Annotated in this window: 24 protein-coding genes; 10 read left to right on the forward strand and 14 right to left on the reverse strand. The window is 61.6% G+C overall.

The genetic code is table 11. From position 1 onward, the window contains the following. Positions 1 to 9: 9 nt before the first annotated feature. The gene (locus tag AC1RL4_RS17025; protein ID WP_018925700.1) at positions 10 to 801 is read right to left on the reverse strand and encodes a YfaP family protein; all 792 of its coding nucleotides are present in this window, start codon (positions 799 to 801) and stop codon (positions 10 to 12) included. A 509-nt stretch (positions 802 to 1,310) separates the two neighbouring features. On the opposite strand from AC1RL4_RS17025, the gene AC1RL4_RS17030 reads away from it, so the two are divergent. The 3 genes from AC1RL4_RS17030 (at position 1,311) to dxs (ending at position 4,427) form a co-directional block, all read left to right on the forward strand. Then, the gene (locus tag AC1RL4_RS17030; RefSeq protein WP_007894317.1) at positions 1,311 to 1,553 is read left to right on the forward strand and encodes an exodeoxyribonuclease VII small subunit; all 243 of its coding nucleotides are present in this window, start codon (positions 1,311 to 1,313) and stop codon (positions 1,551 to 1,553) included. Continuing rightward, positions 1,550 to 2,437, forward strand: coding sequence for a (2E,6E)-farnesyl diphosphate synthase (ispA, locus tag AC1RL4_RS17035; protein WP_019581373.1), 888 nt, complete (start codon positions 1,550 to 1,552; stop codon positions 2,435 to 2,437). The genes AC1RL4_RS17030 and ispA overlap by 4 nt, the downstream gene beginning before the upstream one ends. A 91-nt stretch (positions 2,438 to 2,528) precedes the next feature. Continuing rightward, complete coding sequence (dxs, locus tag AC1RL4_RS17040; RefSeq protein ID WP_028938822.1) at positions 2,529 to 4,427, forward strand: 1-deoxy-D-xylulose-5-phosphate synthase; 1,899 nt, start codon at positions 2,529 to 2,531, stop codon at positions 4,425 to 4,427. A 55-nt stretch (positions 4,428 to 4,482) separates the two neighbouring features. Here dxs and AC1RL4_RS17045 read toward each other — a convergent pair whose 3' ends face one another. The 12 genes from AC1RL4_RS17045 to nrdR form a co-directional block, all read right to left on the reverse strand. Next, complete coding sequence (locus AC1RL4_RS17045; protein ID WP_028938821.1) at positions 4,483 to 5,283, reverse strand: cobalamin-binding protein; 801 nt, start codon at positions 5,281 to 5,283, stop codon at positions 4,483 to 4,485. Next, on the reverse strand, positions 5,283 to 5,702 hold the full coding sequence (locus tag AC1RL4_RS17050; protein WP_019581376.1) for a hypothetical protein: 420 nt from the start codon (positions 5,700 to 5,702) through the stop codon (positions 5,283 to 5,285). Before AC1RL4_RS17050 ends, AC1RL4_RS17045 begins: the two co-directional genes overlap by 1 nt. Further along, complete coding sequence (gene ribA / locus AC1RL4_RS17055; protein ID WP_007933624.1) at positions 5,699 to 6,316, reverse strand: GTP cyclohydrolase II; 618 nt, start codon at positions 6,314 to 6,316, stop codon at positions 5,699 to 5,701. Before ribA ends, AC1RL4_RS17050 begins: the two co-directional genes overlap by 4 nt. Before the next feature lie 140 nt (positions 6,317 to 6,456). Continuing rightward, positions 6,457 to 7,191 carry a type 2 periplasmic-binding domain-containing protein gene (locus tag AC1RL4_RS17060; protein WP_019581377.1) on the reverse strand — a complete coding sequence of 245 codons (735 nt, stop codon included), beginning with the start codon at positions 7,189 to 7,191 and terminating at the stop codon, positions 6,457 to 6,459. A gap of 22 nt (positions 7,192 to 7,213) precedes the next feature. After that, the gene (locus AC1RL4_RS17065) at positions 7,214 to 7,717 is read right to left on the reverse strand and encodes a phosphatidylglycerophosphatase A family protein (RefSeq protein WP_019581378.1); all 504 of its coding nucleotides are present in this window, start codon (positions 7,715 to 7,717) and stop codon (positions 7,214 to 7,216) included. Then, a complete protein-coding gene (thiL, locus tag AC1RL4_RS17070) occupies positions 7,714 to 8,679 on the reverse strand; it encodes a thiamine-phosphate kinase (protein ID WP_019581379.1) in 966 nt (321 codons plus the stop codon). Before thiL ends, AC1RL4_RS17065 begins: the two co-directional genes overlap by 4 nt. A 23-nt stretch (positions 8,680 to 8,702) precedes the next feature. After that, complete coding sequence (gene nusB / locus AC1RL4_RS17075) at positions 8,703 to 9,203, reverse strand: transcription antitermination factor NusB (RefSeq protein WP_007933632.1); 501 nt, start codon at positions 9,201 to 9,203, stop codon at positions 8,703 to 8,705. Next, positions 9,200 to 9,676: a 6,7-dimethyl-8-ribityllumazine synthase gene (gene ribH, locus AC1RL4_RS17080; RefSeq protein WP_003228649.1), complete on the reverse strand. Its 477-nt coding sequence runs from the start codon at positions 9,674 to 9,676 to the stop codon at positions 9,200 to 9,202. The genes nusB and ribH overlap by 4 nt, the downstream gene beginning before the upstream one ends. Before the next feature lie 91 nt (positions 9,677 to 9,767). Beyond that, positions 9,768 to 10,859: a bifunctional 3,4-dihydroxy-2-butanone-4-phosphate synthase/GTP cyclohydrolase II gene (gene ribBA / locus AC1RL4_RS17085; protein ID WP_018925690.1), complete on the reverse strand. Its 1,092-nt coding sequence runs from the start codon at positions 10,857 to 10,859 to the stop codon at positions 9,768 to 9,770. Positions 10,860 to 10,875: 16 nt separating this feature from the next. Further along, positions 10,876 to 11,541 carry a riboflavin synthase gene (locus AC1RL4_RS17090; RefSeq protein ID WP_019650860.1) on the reverse strand — a complete coding sequence of 222 codons (666 nt, stop codon included), beginning with the start codon at positions 11,539 to 11,541 and terminating at the stop codon, positions 10,876 to 10,878. Between the two features lie 44 nt (positions 11,542 to 11,585). Next, on the reverse strand, positions 11,586 to 12,719 hold the full coding sequence (ribD, locus tag AC1RL4_RS17095; protein ID WP_018925688.1) for a bifunctional diaminohydroxyphosphoribosylaminopyrimidine deaminase/5-amino-6-(5-phosphoribosylamino)uracil reductase RibD: 1,134 nt from the start codon (positions 12,717 to 12,719) through the stop codon (positions 11,586 to 11,588). Further along, a complete protein-coding gene (gene nrdR, locus AC1RL4_RS17100) occupies positions 12,716 to 13,180 on the reverse strand; it encodes a transcriptional regulator NrdR (RefSeq protein ID WP_007906838.1) in 465 nt (154 codons plus the stop codon). Before nrdR ends, ribD begins: the two co-directional genes overlap by 4 nt. A gap of 116 nt (positions 13,181 to 13,296) precedes the next feature. Here nrdR and AC1RL4_RS17105 point away from each other — a divergent pair, with 116 nt between their 5' ends. The 3 genes from AC1RL4_RS17105 (at position 13,297) to trxA (ending at position 15,480) form a co-directional block, all read left to right on the forward strand. Beyond that, positions 13,297 to 13,761 (forward strand): YbaY family lipoprotein, encoded by a 465-nt coding sequence (locus tag AC1RL4_RS17105; RefSeq protein WP_018925687.1) that lies wholly within the window; start codon positions 13,297 to 13,299, stop codon positions 13,759 to 13,761. Then, positions 13,758 to 14,414 carry a class I SAM-dependent methyltransferase gene (locus AC1RL4_RS17110; protein ID WP_028938819.1) on the forward strand — a complete coding sequence of 219 codons (657 nt, stop codon included), beginning with the start codon at positions 13,758 to 13,760 and terminating at the stop codon, positions 14,412 to 14,414. The genes AC1RL4_RS17105 and AC1RL4_RS17110 overlap by 4 nt, the downstream gene beginning before the upstream one ends. Positions 14,415 to 14,607: 193 nt before the next feature. Continuing rightward, the gene (gene trxA, locus AC1RL4_RS17115) at positions 14,608 to 15,480 is read left to right on the forward strand and encodes a thioredoxin (RefSeq protein ID WP_230173056.1); all 873 of its coding nucleotides are present in this window, start codon (positions 14,608 to 14,610) and stop codon (positions 15,478 to 15,480) included. Positions 15,481 to 15,494: 14 nt separating this feature from the next. Here trxA and AC1RL4_RS17120 read toward each other — a convergent pair whose 3' ends face one another. Beyond that, complete coding sequence (locus AC1RL4_RS17120; protein WP_019581386.1) at positions 15,495 to 15,836, reverse strand: hypothetical protein; 342 nt, start codon at positions 15,834 to 15,836, stop codon at positions 15,495 to 15,497. A 135-nt stretch (positions 15,837 to 15,971) separates the two neighbouring features. On the opposite strand from AC1RL4_RS17120, the gene AC1RL4_RS17125 reads away from it, so the two are divergent. From AC1RL4_RS17125 to AC1RL4_RS17140, 4 genes are read left to right on the forward strand one after another with little or no spacing between them, the layout of a single operon-like run. Then, entirely contained in the window at positions 15,972 to 16,559 is a 588-nt protein-coding gene (locus AC1RL4_RS17125) for a DUF2796 domain-containing protein (RefSeq protein WP_230173049.1), read from the forward strand. 47 nt (positions 16,560 to 16,606) lie between these two features. Continuing rightward, entirely contained in the window at positions 16,607 to 17,317 is a 711-nt protein-coding gene (locus tag AC1RL4_RS17130) for an ABC transporter ATP-binding protein (RefSeq protein WP_019650853.1), read from the forward strand. 1 nt (position 17,318) lies between these two features. Then, positions 17,319 to 18,584, forward strand: coding sequence for an ABC transporter permease (locus tag AC1RL4_RS17135; RefSeq protein ID WP_028938817.1), 1,266 nt, complete (start codon positions 17,319 to 17,321; stop codon positions 18,582 to 18,584). An 11-nt stretch (positions 18,585 to 18,595) separates the two neighbouring features. Then, on the forward strand, positions 18,596 to 19,114 hold the full coding sequence (locus tag AC1RL4_RS17140) for a DUF3299 domain-containing protein (protein WP_028938816.1): 519 nt from the start codon (positions 18,596 to 18,598) through the stop codon (positions 19,112 to 19,114). Positions 19,115 to 19,148 lie beyond the last annotated feature (34 nt).

Raw genomic sequence — 19,148 nt, forward strand, 5'->3', positions numbered from 1 at the left:
GCGGGATGTTTAATAGTTGAAAGTCTTGACCAGCAGCAGGTCGCCGATTGCCCGCAAGGGCACGATGAACGTCTCGCGTTTTTCGTCGACGGTGTTTTCATTGAGCACCAGATTGATTTGCGAGGTGATCACCTCGTTCTGGTTGCTGTTCTCATCGAAGTTATAGCCGCCGCTGCCGTAGTTGCCCCAATAGTTCACGTAAACCAGATAGGTGCCGTGCATCGGCGCAGTCATGGTGAACATTTCCGGACCGGGGCCATCGACCCCGTCCGGGTCCAGCCCACCGCCGTTGCTCATCGCCGGACTGGCCCAGAACGCGTGCTGGCCGTCGGGGGTAATGATGTGCAGGTCGAGTTCGGCCTTGGGATCGTCCCAGCCCAGCACCACGCGAATCCGCGCCGGGGTGCGCAGGTTATTGGCTTCATAGAATTGAACGCGCTTGAGCGACTTGCCCTCGGAACTGCGCACTTCGACGCTGTTGGAACCGGCGCCGAACGCATACGGGCGGGCAAAACGCCCTTGATCGTCGGTGTACAGATTCAGGGGATTGCCGTTGACCGCCAGGCTGTGGGGCGGACGGAGCGTGCCGAGGGCCTTGAGCTGGCCTTCGATCATTGTGCGATTGCGCTGCACGCCACGGTCGATGGGCGGTGTGGGATAGGCGACGCGAGGGTTTTCACTGCGGTCCAGCAAGCCGTGATAGCGCCAACCACCCACCGGTTCCGATAGCTCGGCCGTGGGCTCGGCCCGCGCAACTTGAGCGCAAACCAGCGTAATCAGCAGTGAAAGAACCCAACGCATGTGACGCCTCCTGCCATGCATAACGAAACCCTGCGCCTGATCCTCGGCGCGTTACAGATCAAAAAAACTGTGTTTCGTCAGAATGACCCTGAATATAGGGTCGTTGAAGGCGCGAAGATTAGCCATTCGGCAGTTTTTTAACAATCAGATACATCTATATTTGCGGTGAGAATCACGGTGTTTGTTGGGCGTGAGCCGAATAGCGATCTTATTCGGCTCATAAAGTGAGCCGAATAATCCACACAACCTATATAGACGACATACATCTGTGGCGAGGGAGCTTGCTCCCGCTGGGTAGCGAAGCGGCCCCAAAACCATACATCGCGTTTATTCAGGCCTACCGCGTCCAGAGGTTCGCGACTGCTGCGCAGCCGAACGGGAGCAAGCCCCCTCGCCACAAGGTGCGTTGCCACCCCGGAACTGCTGCTCCAAATGGCCCAGCTCATTTGCCCATACCCCCCATGTCTGCTAGTGTCGCGCCGGTTTAACGTCAACCGGAAATAGCCGCCATGGCCCGCAAAAAAGCTGCACTGGATTTCGAACAATCCCTCGCTGACCTGCAAACGCTGGTAGAGCGTCTGGAGAACGGTGAATTGTCGCTGGAAGACTCGCTGACCGCTTTCGAGCAGGGCATCGGGCTGACCCGTGACTGCCAGGCGGCGCTGGCCCAGGCCGAGCAGAAGGTTCAAGTGCTGCTCGAGCGTGATGGCGAGTTGGCCGAGGAACCCTTCGACGCGGATCAGCCAGAATGATTGCAGCGTATTCGGCAGCCAGCCAGGCCCGCGTCAATGCAGCACTGGAAACCCTGTTCAACCCGCCGAGCCCTGAGCTCGCCCGCCTCTATGAAGCCATGCGCTACAGCGTGATGAATGGCGGCAAGCGTGTACGTCCGCTGCTGGCCTACGCCGCGTGTGAAGCGCTGGGCGGCAAGGCCGAGCAAGCCAACGGCGCCGCCTGCGCGGTTGAGCTGATCCATGCCTATTCGCTGGTGCACGACGATTTGCCGGCCATGGACGATGACGACCTGCGTCGCGGCCAGCCGACCACCCACAAGAAGTTCGACGAAGCCTGCGCGATTCTCGCCGGCGACGGCTTGCAGAGCCTGGCCTTCAGCGCCCTGCTCGACCCGCGCCTGAGTGCGTCAGACGCCGAAACCCGTCTGCAGATGGTCAGCGCCCTGGCGCTGGCGGCAGGTCCGGCGGGCATGGTCGGCGGGCAAGCCATCGATCTTGGCTCGGTGGGTCTGAAGCTTGATCAAAAAGCCCTTGAGTACATGCATCGGCACAAGACCGGCGCGTTGATCGAAGTCAGCGTCAAACTCGGCGCCCTGGCCAGCGGTCATGCCGAGAAGGACGAACTGAAGTCGCTGCAAAGTTATGCACAGGCGATCGGCCTGGCATTTCAGGTCCAGGACGACATTCTCGACGTTGAAAGTGACACCGCCACCCTCGGTAAACGCCAGGGCGCCGACATCGCCCGGGACAAGCCGACCTACCCGGCGCTGCTCGGTCTCGACGCGGCCAAGGCCTATGCTCTGGAACTGCGCGACCAGGCCCTGCACGCGCTGCGACCGTTTGACGCGGCAGCAGAGCCCTTGCGCGATCTGGCCCGGTACATCGTTGACCGCCGCAACTGACGGCGTATCCGCCAAAAAAGACCAACGCGTGGGCAGGGGGCGATGCATCAGGTAAACTGCCGCATCTTTTATACCTATAACGATTCGCCTGATGCCCACGACGTTTCATGAGATTCCCCGTAAGCGCCCGACCACGCCCCTGCTCGACCGTGCCAACACGCCGGACGGCCTGCGCCGGTTAGGCGAAGCCGAGCTGGAAACCCTGGCTGATGAGTTGCGCCTGGAATTGCTCTACACGGTCGGCCAGACCGGTGGGCATTTCGGTGCCGGCCTGGGCGTGATCGAGCTGACCATCGCGTTGCATTACGTCTTCGACACCCCGGACGACCGGCTGGTGTGGGACGTGGGTCATCAGGCCTATCCGCACAAAATCCTCACCGGTCGTCGCGCGCGCATGAGCACCCTGCGCCAGAAGGATGGCATCGCCGCCTTCCCGCGTCGTTCCGAGAGCGAGTACGACACCTTTGGCGTCGGCCACTCCAGCACCTCGATCAGCGCAGCGCTGGGCATGGCGATTGCCGCCCGTCTGCAACACAGTGATCGCAAGGCGATCGCGGTGATCGGCGACGGTGCACTGACCGCTGGCATGGCCTTCGAGGCGCTGAACCACGCGCCGGAAGTGGACGCCAACATGCTGGTGATCCTCAACGACAACGACATGTCGATCTCGCGCAACGTCGGTGGGTTGTCGAACTATCTGGCGAAAATCCTTTCCAGCCGCACTTACGCGAGCATGCGCGAAGGCAGCAAAAAGGTCCTGTCGCGCCTGCCCGGCGCCTGGGAAATCGCCCGTCGCACCGAAGAATACGCCAAAGGCATGCTGGTCCCCGGCACGCTGTTCGAAGAGCTGGGCTGGAACTACATCGGCCCGATCGATGGCCACGACCTGCCGACCCTGATCGCCACCCTGCGCAACATGCGCGATCTGAAAGGCCCGCAATTCCTGCACGTGGTCACCAAGAAAGGCAAAGGTTTCGCCCCGGCGGAAGTCGACCCGATCGGTTACCACGCCATCACCAAACTCGAACCGCTGGACGCTCCGGCCGCCGCGCCGAAAAAAGCCAGCGGGCCGAAATATTCCGGTGTGTTCGGTGAGTGGTTGTGCGACATGGCGGCGGCTGATCCGCGTCTGGTCGGGATCACCCCGGCGATGAAGGAAGGCTCCGATCTGGTGGCCTTCAGTGAACGCTTCCCGACGCGCTATTTCGACGTGGCGATTGCCGAGCAACACGCCGTGACCCTGGCAGCCGGCATGGCCTGTGAAGGCGCCAAACCGGTGGTGGCGATCTATTCGACCTTCCTGCAACGCGGTTACGACCAGCTGATTCATGACGTCGCGGTGCAAAACCTCGACGTACTGTTCGCCATCGACCGCGCCGGTCTGGTGGGCGAAGACGGCCCGACGCACGCAGGCAGCTTCGACCTGTCGTTCCTGCGTTGCATCCCCGGCATGCTGGTGATGACCCCGAGCGACGAAAACGAACTGCGCAAAATGCTCAGCACCGGCCACCTGTACAACGGCCCGGCGGCGGTGCGTTACCCGCGTGGCACCGGCCCGAATGCGCCGATCGAGAAAAACCTCGAACCGATTGAGATCGGCAAGGGTGTGGTTCGCCGTCAGGGCAACAAAGTCGCCCTGCTGGTGTTCGGCGTACAACTGGCCGAGGCACTGAAAGTCGCTGAGAAGCTGGATGCAACGGTGGTCGACATGCGCTTCGTCAAACCGCTCGACGAAGCACTGGTTCGCGAAATCGCCGGCAGCCACGAGTTGCTGGTGACCGTCGAAGAGAACGCGATCATGGGCGGCGCCGGTGGCGCGGTCAGCGAATTCCTCGCCCGCGAGAACATCCTCAAGTCGGTGCTGCACCTGGGCTTGCCAGACATCTACGTCGAACACGCCAAGCCTGCGCAAATGCTCGCCGAATGCGGGCTGGATGAAGCCGGGATCGAAGAGGCGGTGCGTCAGCGCCTGCAATTGCTGAATATCTGATCCTCTGGCTACATGCAAAACCCTGCGGCGAGGGAGCTTGCTCTATCGCCACAGGTTAAAGATCGGGTGCGATCAACTGACAGAGCTTGGCCGTCGCTTCGATCATCTGCCCACTCGGCCGCTCCAGGCCTTTATCCGTCACCAACAGCAATTGCCCCTGCGCCACCGCCGCCACCTGGGGCCAAGCCTTCCACGCCTCGAGCTGCGCCTGATCGCTGGCCAGAATCACCTGGGGATTGCGCTGCAACACCGCCTCCACACCGACCTGCGGTGCAGGCTGCGGCAGGTCGGCAAATACGTTGCGTGCTCCGCAAACCTGTAGCGCATCGCTGATGATCTGCCCACCGCCCACGGTGTACAGCGGCCGATCCCAGACTTGATAAAACACCCGCAGTGGCTCGTCCCTTCGATAGCGCTGGCGCAGGGAATCGAGTCGCTGACGCAGCTTTTCGGCCAATGCAACGCCCCGCTCCGCTCGCCCGAGTTGCGTGGCTATCGCTTCGATCTGCACAGTGAGTTGTTCGAGGTTATGAGGTTCGGCGACGTAGGTGGGGATGTTCAGCCGTTTGAGCTGTTCACGCTGAGCCGACCCCACACTGCCCGGCCAGAGCAGCAGTAAATCGGGTTTGAGGCTGAGCAACCGTTCGATGTCCAACTGACCGTAGCGGCCCACCGAAGGAATATCTTTGAGCTCGGCCGGACGCTCACCGGCATCCAGCACTCCGACCAGCAGGTCAGCCGAATTCAGTTCAATCACGATTTCGGAAAGCGACGGTGCCAGGCTGACAACCCGCTCGGCCGCAGCGGCCGGACCACCGATGGCCAGCAACAGGACTGCCAGCCAGACACAGCGCATCAGCCGAGTTGACGCGGGATACGGTAGAGGTAGAACAGCACCGCCGTCGACAATGCCAGCAGCATCAGCGGCACGGCTTCCAGACCAACGAAGACTGCCAGTGCGCCGATCCAGGCGGGCAGGCCAGCGACCAGAAACGCAGCACGGCGTTTCGCGGCCAGGGCGATCCAGGCGGCGGGTTCTTCAGGGGTGTCGAGGGCTTTTTGGGTCGCGATCAGCGCATGTTTGTAACCGCCAAAGAACTTCAGGCTGACAAACATCGACGCCACACCGGCAATGAAAAACGGCATGGCCAGCACCGGCAGAATCGCCTCGCTTTGGCCGAATAAGCCATTGACCACGAACAGCGGCAGCAAGGCCAACGCCAGATATTGCCACCAGTTGACGGCCAGTCGTCGCCGTACCTGACCGCGGGTCACGCCCGGTCAACCTCGCCCTGATGCTCGTTGCCCATCATATGGTCGAGCTTGCTGGCCTTGGTGGCCAGGTAGAGTTTGTTGTGCGGGTTGTGCCCGGTGTGCAACGGCACGCGCTCGGCAACCACGATGCCCATGTCGGTCAAGGCTTTGACCTTGCGTGGGTTGTTGGTCATCAGACGCAGGGACTTCACGCCCAGGTGCTCCAGCATCGGCAGGCACATGGCGTAGTCGCGCTGGTCGGCGGCGAAGCCCAGACGTTCGTTGGCTTCAACGGTGTCAGCACCGCCGTCCTGCAATTCATAGGCGCGGATCTTGTTCAGCAGGCCAATGCCGCGACCTTCCTGACGCAAGTAGAGCAATACGCCACGGCCTTCACGGGCGATCGCCTGCAACGCCGCCTCGAGTTGCGAACCGCAGTCGCAACGCTGGCTGAACAAGGCATCGCCGGTCAGGCATTCGGAGTGCAACCGGCCGAGTACCGGAGCACCGTCGGCGATCTCACCCAGGCTCAGCACCACGTGCTCGCGACCGTTTTCTTCATCGAGAAAACCGTGCATGGTGAATTGCGCAAAAGGCGTTGGCAGCTTGGAAGCGGCGACAAAAACGACAGGCACCGGTGTGCTCCTGATCTATAAGTACTGAAGATTCGCAGAGGCGGCATTGTAACAGCACGCTCCTACAGACGCTTAGGCTGAATTATCGGCCATAACGATCAAAAAGTTTGATATCTGCCCCGCACCCGCATTGACCGCTTTCATTTCGAGCCGAACGGATAGGGCTGTTTCCAGCGTTCGAAGACCGGTTTCAGCTGACCGCTTTTTACCAGCAACTCCATACGCTGGTCGAACAGCACCATCAACTGCCGTGCCCGAGGGGTATCGGCAAAGCACAGGTACAGCGGTAAATCCGCGATGTGCGTGCGGCGAAACTGCGACGGATCCTTGGCTCGGCTGACGATAGAGTTAACCTCGTCCAGCGCGTCAATGTAGTAGTCGACGTGGTTGTGGATCAGCATCGACAGAATCCCGGTACGCCGCGCGACTTCGTTATAGCGCTGCACGTTGGGCAGGTAAGCCTGGTACTTGTAGCCACGCAGCCAGGCCAATCGATAATTACCCAGGGTTTGCGCGGTCGGCGCCGGATTGGTGGCCAGGCCCAGCGCATAGATCGGATCGGTATCGAAACTCCAGCGCGGATAGAGCACGTCACTGACTTCATCCCGATAGGCACCGACACACGCGTCCACTTCGCCACGCTGTGCCAGGCCCGCGGCACGCGTATACGGCTCGATTCGAATATCCAGCTTAACGCCTGCCGGCTCGAACACTTCGCGCAACACGTCCCAGCCCAAACCATGGCCATCGGCGGCGGTAAAGTCTTCCCACGCTTCGCTGGCCAGATGAATCACGGACGGCGTCGTCGGCGCATCCCCCGCCTGGGCGAACGAGCAAAACGTCGCGAAAACCATCACCATCAACCAGCGAACCATCTTTTATCCTCGGCTGCATTCTTCAGGCGAAGAACCACACCAGCCCCTGCATCGCCAACCACGCAAACACCCCGGCCAGCACGTCGTCGAGCATGATGCCGACGCCACCGTGCACATGCCGGTCGATCCAGCGAATCGGCCACGGCTTGAGGATGTCGAAGAAGCGGAACATCAGGAACCCCGCCAGCAACCAATACCAACCTTCCGGCACCAGCCACAGGGTGATCCACATCCCGACCATTTCGTCCCAGACGATGCCTTCGTGGTCATGCACGCGCAAATCGTCGGCAACCTTGCCGCACAGCCAGAAGCCGAACAACATGGTGATGCCGAGCATCAGCCAGTAGCCCCAGTCGGGCAGCATCTGCCACAACGGAATAAAGGGTAATGCCACCAACGAACCCCAGGTGCCCGGCGCTTTTGGCAGGGTGCCCGAGCCGAAGCCGAACGCCAGGAAATGCCATGGATTGCGCCAGACCGACGGCGGTACGAACTCCGACGGAACCTGTTTGGGATGATCTGTCACGGTGTCTCCCGAAAATGTTGGTAACCCCGGATTGGCGGGGTGATGTCGTGTCCGTCGGCGTCCAGCAGAATCACGCCCTGCCCTGCAACCACCTGCCCGAGCACATGGATCGGCCAGCCGTCCGCCAGTAACGATGGCAACTCGGCAGGCGGCAAGGTGAAGGCCAGCACGTAATCATCACCGCCGCTCAAGGCGGCTTGCTCAGCGCCGGATTGACCGAGGAAAGCCAGCAGCGCCTTCGACAACGGCAGCCTGCTGCGCTCTACCCGAATCCCGACTTTCGACGCCAGGGCAATATGCCCGCAGTCGGCGAGCAGGCCGTCGGAGATGTCCAGCGCAGCGGTAGCCTTGCCACGCAAGGCCTGGCCCAACGCCAGTTGCGGTTGCGGCGACCAGTAGTGGGCCAGCAATGGATCGGCGATGGCCGCGTCCGCAGTCCGCTGGCCGAGCACCAGCGGCAATGCGCCCGCGCCGTTACCGAGATCACCGCCCACACAGAGCAAATCACCCGGCTGTGCGCCGCTGCGGGTCAGCGCCAGACCGGTCGGCACCCGGCCGAACACGGTCATGGTCAGGCTCAACGGCCCGCGAGTGGTATCGCCGCCCACCAGTGCCACACGGCAATTCTGCGCCATGAGGTTCAAACCACGGGCGAACGCTTCCAGCCAATCGGAAGTCCCGGTCGGCAAGGTCAAGGCAAGGGTAAAGGCAACGGGGGTGGCGCCCATGGCGGCCAGGTCGCTGACGGCCACGGCCAGCGAGCGTTGGCCGAGCAGAAACGGATCGCAGGGGTCGGCGAAATGCACACCGGCCACCAGCGTATCGGTAGAAATCGCCAACTGCTCCCCGGGAGGAATAGCCAGCAAGGCGCAGTCGTCGCCGATCCCGAGGGCAACGCCTTCACCGCCCTGCGCGCAAGGCGCGGCGGCGAAGAAGTTGCGGATCAGCTCAAACTCACCCATGGCAATGGCAATTCAAGCGCCGATCAGCGCTTGAATGCCTTCACTTCGGCTTCACGCAGACGCGGGGCCAGCTTGTCGAGCACACCGTTGACGAACTTGTGGCCGTCGGTGGAACCGAAGACCTTGGCCAGTTCGATACCTTCGTTGATCACCACGCGGTATGGCACGTCGACACGCTTGAGCAGTTCCCATGTGGACAGGCGCAGAACCGCCAGTTCAACCGGGTCCAGCTCTTCGATGGTCAAGTCCAGGCAAGGCTTGAGCGCGGTGTCGATCTCGGTCTTGAACTGCGGAACCCCGTGCAGGATTTCGCGGAAGTACGCGCCATCGACATCGGTAAAATCGTTATCGACCCGGAACTGCGCTTCGATCTCGTTCAGCGACTGCTTGGCCATATGCCATTGGTACAGTGCCTGGGTCGCGAGCTGACGGGCTTCGCGACGCTTGGCGCTTTTCGATGGCTTGCCGGCATCCGCAGGCTTTGGATCGCGCGGGTTGAAACGATCGCTATCGTCGCTAATCACTTGGCCTCCAACTGCGCCAGCAGGCTGACCATTTCCAGAGCGGACAGGGCAGCTTCAGCACCTTTGTTACCGGCCTTGGTGCCGGAACGTTCGATGGCTTGTTCGATGGAATCAACGGTCAGTACGCCGAAAGCGACCGGTACGCCGAACTCCATGGACACCTGGGCCAGGCCCTTGGTGCACTCGCCAGCCACGTATTCGAAGTGCGGAGTGCCGCCACGAATGACCGCGCCCAGGGCGATGATTGCCGCGAACTCGCCCTTCTGAGCGACTTTCTGCGCAACCAGCGGGATTTCGAAGGCGCCAGGCGCACGGATGATGGTGATGTCGCTTTCGCTCACGCCATGGCGAACCAGGGCATCAACTGCACCGCTGACCAGGCTTTCAACCACGAAGCTGTTGAAACGGCCCACTACCAGAGCGTAGCGGCCTTTAGGGGCGATGAAGGTACCTTCGATGGTCTTCAGGGTCATTCGTTAGATCTCTTAAAGAGCCGGGACGCGTTTTCTACGCATCCCTCAGTGATGTGTTAGCCGCGAATCAAGGACTGGAAACAACCGGTCATTATTCGGAGGGCACGTATTCTACAACTTCCAGATCGAAACCGGATATCGCATTAAATTTCATCGGCGCACTCATCAGGCGCATTTTGCGCACACCCAGGTCCCGAAGGATCTGCGAACCGGCACCGACGATGCTGTAGGTGGTCGGTTTTTTCACTGCGCTGTGGTCGGCGGTTTCGCGGATGTGCGCCAGCAACACGTCGCCATCGAGCGGGTGACCGAGCAACAGCACCACACCGCTGCCAGCCTCGGCAACCGCGGCCATGGCGGCGCGCAGGCTCCAGCGGCCCGGTTGCTTGACCATCAGCAGGTCACGCAGCGGGTCCATGTTGTGCACCCGAACCAGGGTCGGTTCTTCGGCGCACACGTTGCCCAGGGTCAGGGCCATGTGCACGTCGCCTTCCACCGAATCACGATAGGTCACCAGGTTGAACTGGCCCAGTTCGCTGTCCAGCGGCTGCTCGGCAATCCGCTGAACGGTACGTTCGTGGATCATCCGGTAGTGGATCAGGTCGGCAATGGTGCCGATCTTGATGTTGTGCTCGGCGGCAAACGCTTCGAGTTCGGCGCGACGGGACATGGTGCCGTCATCGTTCATCACTTCGCAGATCACACCGCTCGGCTCGAAACCGGCCATGCGCGCCAGGTCGCAGGCCGCCTCGGTATGGCCGGCGCGGGCCAGGGTGCCGCCGGCCTGGGCCATCAGCGGGAAGATGTGGCCGGGGCTGACGATGTCTTCAGCCTTGGCGTCTTTGGCGGCAGCGGCTTGTACGGTACGCGCACGGTCAGCCGCGGAGATACCGGTGGTCACGCCTTCGGCGGCTTCGATGGACACGGTGAATTTGGTGCCGAAGCCGGAACCGTTGCGTGGCGCCATCAATGGCAGCTTGAGCAGTTCGCAGCGCTCGCGGCTCATCGGCATGCAGATCAGGCCACGGGCGTGCTTGGCCATGAAGTTGATGTGCTCAGCCTTGCAGCACTCGGCGGCCATGATCAGGTCGCCTTCGTTCTCGCGGTCTTCGTCATCCATGAGGATGACCATCTTGCCTTGGCGGATGTCTTCAACCAGTTCTTCGATGCTATTGAGCGCCACAAGGCACCCCCTTGAGTCAGGATTTGAGGTAGCCGTTTTGGGCCAGAAAGCTTTCAGTAATGGTGCTGCCGGCAGTTGGCTCAGCAGCCTTGTCGCCCAGCAACAGGCGCTCCAGATAACGTGCCAGCAGATCGACTTCCAGATTCACCCGGCGACCTGGCTTGTAAGCAGCCATGATGGTTTCGCTCAGGGTGTGCGGAATGATCGTCAGCAAGAACTCGGCGCCATCGACCGCGTTCACCGTCAGGCTGGTGCCGTCGACGGTGATCGAGCCTTTATGGGCGATGTACTTGGCCAGTTCTTTCGGCGCGCGGATGCGAAATTCCACGGCGCGGGCATTGTCGCTGCGCGAAACCACTTCGCCGACACCGTCGACGTGACCGCTGACCAAGTGCCCACCCAGGCGAGTGGTCGGGGTCAGGGCTTTTTCCAGGTTGACCGGGCTGCCGCTTTTGAGGTCATTCATGGCGGTGCAGTCGAGGGTTTCGCGACTGACGTCCGCCGCAAAGCCATTGCCCGGCAGTTCAACCGCCGTCAGGCACACGCCGTTGACGGCAATGCTGTCGCCCAGTTTGACGTCGCTCAGGTCGAGCTTGCCGGTTTCTACGTAAACCCGCACATCTCCGCCTTTTGGGGTCAATGCACGAATACTGCCGATGGATTCGATGATGCCGGTAAACATGGAGTCCTCCTCGAGAACAGGGCCTTCTGGGCTGCAGCCGGGAATTATACGCTGACCGTTGGGACAGGTATGGCAATGACTCGCCAGTCATCGCCAACCGCGCGGATTTCGGTAATTTTGAGCTCGGGCGCATCTTTCATCTGCGCCAGCGGCCAGTCCAGCAACGGGCGCGCCGTGGAGCCGAGAAACTTGCCGGCAATGAAAATCTGGAACTCGTCCACCAACCCTTGCTGAGCAAACGCCCCGGCCAGACGCGGCCCGGCTTCGACCAGTACCTCGTTGACGTCACGCGCAGCCAATTCAACCAGCAACTTGCGCAGGTCGACCTGGCCATCGTCGCCCGCCACAATCAGGCACTCCGGACCGTTGGCGTATTGCTCTTCGATCGCCATGCACGTCGCAACCAACGCCGGACCAGCCTTGAAAAACGGCGCGTCCAGAGGCACCCGCAGGCGACCGTCGATCAGCACGCGCAGTGGCGGACGGCTCATGGCCAAGGCGGTTTGTTCGGGATCGAGGCCCAATTCATCGGCACGCACGGTCAAGCGGGCATTGTCCGCCAGCACCGTGTCGGCGCCGGTCAGCACCACGCTGGCCTGCGCGCGCAGCCGTTGTACCGCCGAGCGCGCCGCCGGGCCGGTAATCCATTGGCTCTCGCCGCTTTCCATCGCTGTGCGACCGTCGAGGCTCATGGCCAACTTGACCCGCACGAACGGCAAGCCGTGTTCCATGCGTTTGAGGAAGCCTTCATTGAGCTTGCGCGCCTCACCTTCCAGCACACCGCTTTCGGTGGCAATACCCGCCTGGGCCAGACGTTGCAGACCGCGACCGGCAACTTCCGGGTTCGGGTCCTGCATCGCCGCAACGACGCGCGCCACACCGGCATTCACCAGCGCATCGGCGCAGGGCGGTGTACGTCCGTGGTGGCTGCACGGTTCCAGGGTCACGTAAGCCGTGGCGCCTCGCGCCTTGTCACCGGCGGCACGCAAGGCGTGGACTTCGGCATGGGGCTCGCCGGCGCGCACATGCCAGCCTTCGCCGACAATCTGCCCGTCGCGCACCACCACACAGCCGACCCGCGGGTTGGGGTGCGTCGTGTAATGACCTTTGCGCGCCAGTTCCAGGGCACGGGCCATGTAATGCGCATCGAGGATGGCTTGTTCCGGGGAGGTGGTCATTCTTTCACCGGTTCACGGGCGAGGCGATCGATCTCTTCGCGGAACTCGTTGAGGTCCTGGAAGCGTCGATACACCGAAGCGAAGCGGATATAGGCGACCTCATCAAGCTTTTTCAGCTCGGCCATCACCAGTTCGCCGACCACGAGGGATTTGACCTCGCGTTCGCCGGTGGCGCGCAGCTTGTGTTTGATGTGCACCAGCGACGATTCCAGGCGCTCGACACTCACCGGGCGCTTCTCCAGCGCTCGCTGCATGCCGGCACGAAGCTTTTCTTCGTCGAACGGCTGGCGACTGCCGTCGGTTTTGATCAGGCGCGGCAACACCAGTTCAGCGGTTTCGAACGTCGTGAAGCGTTCGCCGCAGGCCAGGCATTCACGCCGGCGGCGCACCTGTTCGCCCTCGGCGACCAGACGCGAGTCGATGACCTTGGTGTCGTTGGCACCGCAGAAGGGACAGTGCATGGTGGCAGGCAACAAAAAATGGGAGGGCCATGGTAGCGCATCCCCGTGGCAAGACAAGCCATAGGGTTTGCGGTATACAGACGGGCTATAATGTTTTCACCTTGCTGGAGCCGCCAATGTCGTTACGACCGCTCGTTTTGCTCAGTCTTTTCAGCCTGCTGGTGGCCTGTGGCAGCGATGCACCCAAGCCCCAGCCACCAACACCAGGCCCAGCGCCGCAACAGGCGCAGAAGAAAGCCAAGGCGTCTGCCGAGCTCGGCCCGCTGCCGGCTTACCAACGTGAAATCAGTGGCACCCTGATGGGCGTGCCGGCCGACGCTGAAGTCGAACTGGCGCTGCTGGTGATCGACGAAAAGGATCGCCCGCAACAATTGCTCGCCAGTGCCAACCTGATCGGCACCAATCAGGTGTTGCCGTTTCGCCTGCGTTTCAACCCTGAATCCTTCCCGGTTGGCGCTCGCGTTGAACTGCGCGGCCGCGCCAGCCAGTCCGGGCAGTTGATTCTGCATCTGCCGGCGCAACTCATCACCCAGCCGACAACCCAGGCCCTGGGTCAGTTGCAATTCGTCAAAGCGCCATGATTGCACCGCTCGACCTGCAACAGGCGTTGGGTGAACTGCTCGGTGACGCACAGCTTGTAGCCTGTGAGTTACCGGGCACCGAGCTGAAACTCTGGCTGATCGACGGCGACAACATGGACCGCGCCTTCAGCCCCGAAGAAACCCGACGAATTCTCCACGAGCCGCCGTACTGGAGTTTCTGCTGGGCCAGTGGGTTGGCCGTGGCCCGCTATCTCGCCAAACACCCGCACTGGGTCGAAGGCAAACGGGTGCTGGATTTCGGTGCCGGTTCCGGCGTGGCTGCGATTGCGGCTGTGAAGGCCGGGGCGCTGGAAGTGGTGGCCTGTGACCTGGACCCGCTGGCGATTGCCGCGTGTCGGGCGAATGCCGAACTCAATGATGTGCAGCTGCGCTACTCGACGGATTTTTTCGCCGAAGCGGATCGATTTGATCTGATTCTGGTGGCCGACGTGTTGTACGACCGGGAAAATCTGCCACTACTCGATGAGTTTCTCAGCCGTGGCCGGGAAGCGTTGGTGGCGGATTCACGGGTGCGGGATTTTCGCCATCCGCTGTATCGGCGCATCGAGATGCTGCAGGCGATGACCTTGCCGGACCTGGCCGAACCCGAAGAGTTTCGGCATGTGAGCCTTTACCACGCGCGGCGCGGTTAGCAAAAAGCTTCGCGGGCAAGCCTCGCTCCTACAGGGTTGGGTGGCGATTTCGAAATCAGCGCGGACCTGTAGGAGCGAGGCTTGCCCGCGAAGACGTCCTGCCTGGCAGCACATCACTCAATGATCACCCCGCTTTCAGCCGCCCCCCACCAAGCCTTATAGTGGCCTCATCCACGCTTTTACGAGATCCCCCATGAGTCAGGAAACGCCGTACATCTTCGACGCCACGACTGCCGATTTCGACCAGTCGGTGATCGAGAACTCTTTCCACAAACCGGTACTGGTGGATTTCTGGGCCGAATGGTGTGCGCCGTGCAAGGCCTTGATGCCGATGCTGCAAACCATCGCCGAGAGCTATCAGGGTGAGTTGCTGCTGGCCAAGGTCAACTGCGACATCGAGCAGGACATTGTCGCGCGTTTCGGCATTCGCAGCCTGCCGACCGTGGTGCTGTTCAAGGACGGTCAGCCGGTGGACGGTTTTGCCGGTGCGCAACCGGAATCCGCTGTGCGCACGATGCTCGAACCCCATGTGCAAATGCCGCCTCCAGCCGCCGCCGACCCGTTTGAACAGGCTCAGGCGCTGTTCGATGACGGCCGTTTCGCCGACGCCGAAGCCACGCTCAAAGTCTTGCTGACTGAAGACAACACCAATGCCAAAGCACTGATCCTCTACGCCCGCTGCCTCACCGAGCGCGGCGAACTGAGTGAAGCGCAAACCGTACTCGACGCGGTCAAGACCGATGAGCACAAGGCCGCGCTGGCCGGCGCCAAGGCGCAGATCCAGTTTCTCGGTCAGGCCAGGGACTTGCCGGATGCGGCAGACCTGAAAGCACGTCTGGCGAAAAATCCGCAGGACGATGAGGCGGTCTATCAGTTGGCGATCCAGCAACTGGCCCGTCAGCAATACGACGCGGCGCTGGATGCGTTGCTGAAACTGTTCATCCGCAATCGCAGCTACAGCGAAGGCTTGCCACACAAGACCTTGCTGCAAGTGTTCGAACTGCTGGGCAACGATCACCCGTTGGTGACCACGTACCGTCGCAAGCTGTTTGCCGCGCTCTATTAAGCTCTTTTTGCGGCTTACTCGATCCAGCTGTAGAGCGGCGTATCCCCGCCGCTCACTACTTTGACCTCTGCGCAGTGGCGCAAACGCACCAATAAGCGCTTGCCTGCCGCTGCACTGCCGGTCAGCCCTTCCAGTTGTTCCAGCAAATCCGGCCCGCTCAATTGCCCGGCCTTGCGCAGCAGTTCTTTAGCGATCTGCCACAGCGCCTCGTCCTGATTCACCGGTTTGGCCGGTGTCACACTCGCCTCGGGTTTGGCAGCCTGCAACTGCGCACCGAGCTGCGCCCAGTCGCCCTCATCCAGTTCCAGGGTCAAATCCACCGGCCAGTCGCCGATGCTTCCGCGTATTCGCAACATAAGTCTGCTCCAGCACATACCTGACTCGCATGCTCCCATGGGTCTTGCGCAACGCCAAGCAGACGGTCAAACTCTCGGCACTTTCGTTATAAGATTACATAACAAATTTTTCATTTTACTTTTCGGAGACCCGCCATGCGCCGTCTGCTGCTCGCTTTGCCGTTTGCCTTGTTACCGCTGGCTGTCGCCCACGCGGCTGTCGAGCAAGATCACGACCATGAGCACGGCAGCCTCGGCGCCCACGAACATGGCGTCGGTCGTTTGAATGCTGCGCTGGACGGCCAGACCCTGGAGCTGGAACTGGAAAGCCCGGCAATGAACCTGGTGGGTTTCGAGCACGCCGCCACCACCGACGCCGACAAGGCCAAAGTCGCCGCCGTCCGTGCCCAACTGGAAAAACCACTGACACTGTTCAACCTGCCGAAAGCCGCCGGTTGCGTGGTCGCGACCCAGGAACTGGAAAGCCCGTTGTTCGGTGACAAACCGGATGCCGACGATGAGCATGAAGAAGCCAAGGACGGTCACGAGCATCAACATGACCACAGCGAAATCCACGCCCGTTACCAATTCAGCTGCTCGGCCCCGGGCGCGCTGAAGACCCTGGACCTGGCGACTGTCTTCAACACGTTCCCGGCTACCCAGAAGATTCAGGTACAACTGATCAGCCCGAGCGGACAGCAAGGGGTTGAGGTGACGGCCAAGGCGGCTGCCCTGAAATTCTGATCCGACACCGCTCCCACAGGGTTCACCACCAACCTGACCGGTTTCACATGACCCAAGCACTCATCGAATTGTCCGACCTGGGCTTCAGCTGGCCCGGTCACCCGCCGCTGCTGGACATCCCGGCGTTTCGCCTGGAGCCTGGTGAAACCCTGTTCCTCAAAGGCCCCAGCGGCAGCGGCAAGACCACCCTGCTCGGCTTGCTCGGCGGTGTGCAAAAGCCTGATCGCGGCAGCATCCGGCTGCTCGGCCAGGAATTGACCGAACTGTCTGCCGGGGCTCGCGACCACTTCCGGGTCGATCACACCGGCTACATCTTCCAGCAATTCAACTTGCTGCCGTTTCTGTCGGTGCGGGAGAACGTCGAACTGCCCTGTCACTTCTCGAAACTGCGCGCCGAGCGGGCGAAACAGCGCCACGGCAGTGTCGATCAGGCCGCCGCCACCCTGCTCGCCCATCTGGGCCTGAAGGACGAAAACATTCTGGGCCGCCGCGCCGATTCGCTGTCCATCGGCCAGCAGCAACGGGTCGCTGCCGCGCGTGCGTTGATCGGTCAGCCGGAACTGGTGATCGCCGACGAACCGACCTCGGCACTGGACTACGACGCTCGCGAAAACTTCATTCGCCTGTTGTTCGCCGAATGCCGCGAAGCCGGCTCGAGCCTGTTGTTCGTCAGTCACGATCAGAGCCTCGCGCCGCTGTTCGATCGCCACCTGTCGCTGGCCGATCTCAATCGCGCCGCCACCCCGTCCGAGGTTTGAGATGTATTTGTTTCGTCTAGCCATGGCCAGCCTCGCTAACCGTCGCTTCACCGCGATCCTCACCGCGTTCGCCATCGCCCTGTCGGTCTGCCTGTTGCTGGCGGTAGAACGAGTGCGCACCGAAGCCAAGGCCAGTTTCGCCAGCACCATCAGCGGCACCGACCTGATCGTCGGCGCGCGTTCCGGCTCGGTGAACCTGCTGCTGTATTCGGTATTCCGTATCGGCAACGCCACCAACAACATCCGCTGGGACAGCTTCGAGCAGTTCGCCAACAACCCGAAAGTGAAGTGGGCGATCCCGATGTCCCTCGGCGATTCCCATCGTGGTTATCGGGTGATGGGCACCACCGAGGCGTACTTCGAGCATTACCAGTACGGCCATCAACAGCATCTGGAACTGGCCGACGGCCGTGCCTTCGCCAGCGATCCGTTCGAAGTGGTGCTCGGTGCCGAAGTGGCCGATGCGCTGCACTACAAACTCGGCGACAAACTGGTGCTGGCCCATGGCGTGGCGGCGATCAGCCTGGTCAAGCACGACGACAAGCCGTTCACCGTGGTCGGCATCCTCAAACGCACCGGCACCCCGGTGGACCGCACGCTGCACATCAGCCTCGGCGGCATGGAAGCGATCCACATCGACTGGCACAACGGTGTACCGGCGCGGGGTAACGGTCGGGTCAGTGCAGATCAGGCGCGCAACATGGACCTGACGCCGCAAGCGATCACCGCGTTCATGCTCGGCCTTAACAACAAGATTTCGACCTTCGCGCTGCAACGTGAAATCAACGAATTCCGTGGCGAACCGATGCTGGCGATCCTGCCGGGTGTGGCGTTGCAGGAGCTGTGGAGTTTGATGAGCACGGCGGAAAAAGCCTTGTTCGTCGTCTCGCTGTTCGTGGTGCTGACGGGGTTGATCGGCATGCTCACGGCGATTCTCACCAGCCTCAACGAGCGACGCCGGGAGATGGCGATTCTGCGTTCGGTGGGCGCGCGACCATGGCATATCGCGACTTTACTGGTGCTGGAAGCGTTTGCCCTGGCGCTGTCGGGGGTGATTGTCGGCGTGGCGTTGCTGTATGTGGGCATCGCCGTGGCGCAGGGTTACGTGCAGTCGAATTACGGTTTGTACCTGCCGCTGGCCTGGCCAAGCGAATATGAATGGACGCTGCTCGGTGGCATCCTGATCGCCGCGCTGCTGATGGGCAGCGTGCCGGCCTGGCGCGCTTATCGCCAATCCTTGGCCGATGGCCTGTCGATCCGCCTGTGAGGACGTTGAACATGCCCCGCGCTCTGCTTGCGCTGTTGATGCTGGTTGCTCTGCCGCTGTGGGCGGCCGAGCCGAAAGACCTGACCTGGTCGGAAATGATCCCGCCGGATGCCCCGCCGGAAGTGCCGAACATGACGCCGCTGCACGACCTGTCGAAGATGAGCGATGCGTTGTCCGCGGAGTCGGCCCCGGCCGCCAAACAGGACATGCCGAACGCGCCGGTGGTGACAAGTCTCGATGGCCAGAACATTCGCTTGCCGGGGTACATCGTACCGCTGGAGGTCAGTGAAGAAGGCCGCACCACGGAGTTTCTGCTGGTGCCGTATTTCGGCGCCTGCATCCATGTACCGCCTCCGCCGTCGAACCAGATCGTGCACGTCAAAAGCGAAGTCGGCGTGAAGCTCGATGAGCTGTACCAGCCGTACTGGGTCGAAGGTGCGTTGCAGGTCAAGGCGTCCACCAGCGAATTGGCGGATGCCGGGTATCAGATGGAGGCGCAGAAGATTTATGTGTATGAACTGCCGGAGTGAATCCGGTGGTTATTTGTCGCCTACAAGACTGCCA

It is taken from the genome of Pseudomonas sp. GW822-FHT07A10 (genome assembly GCF_058798795.1).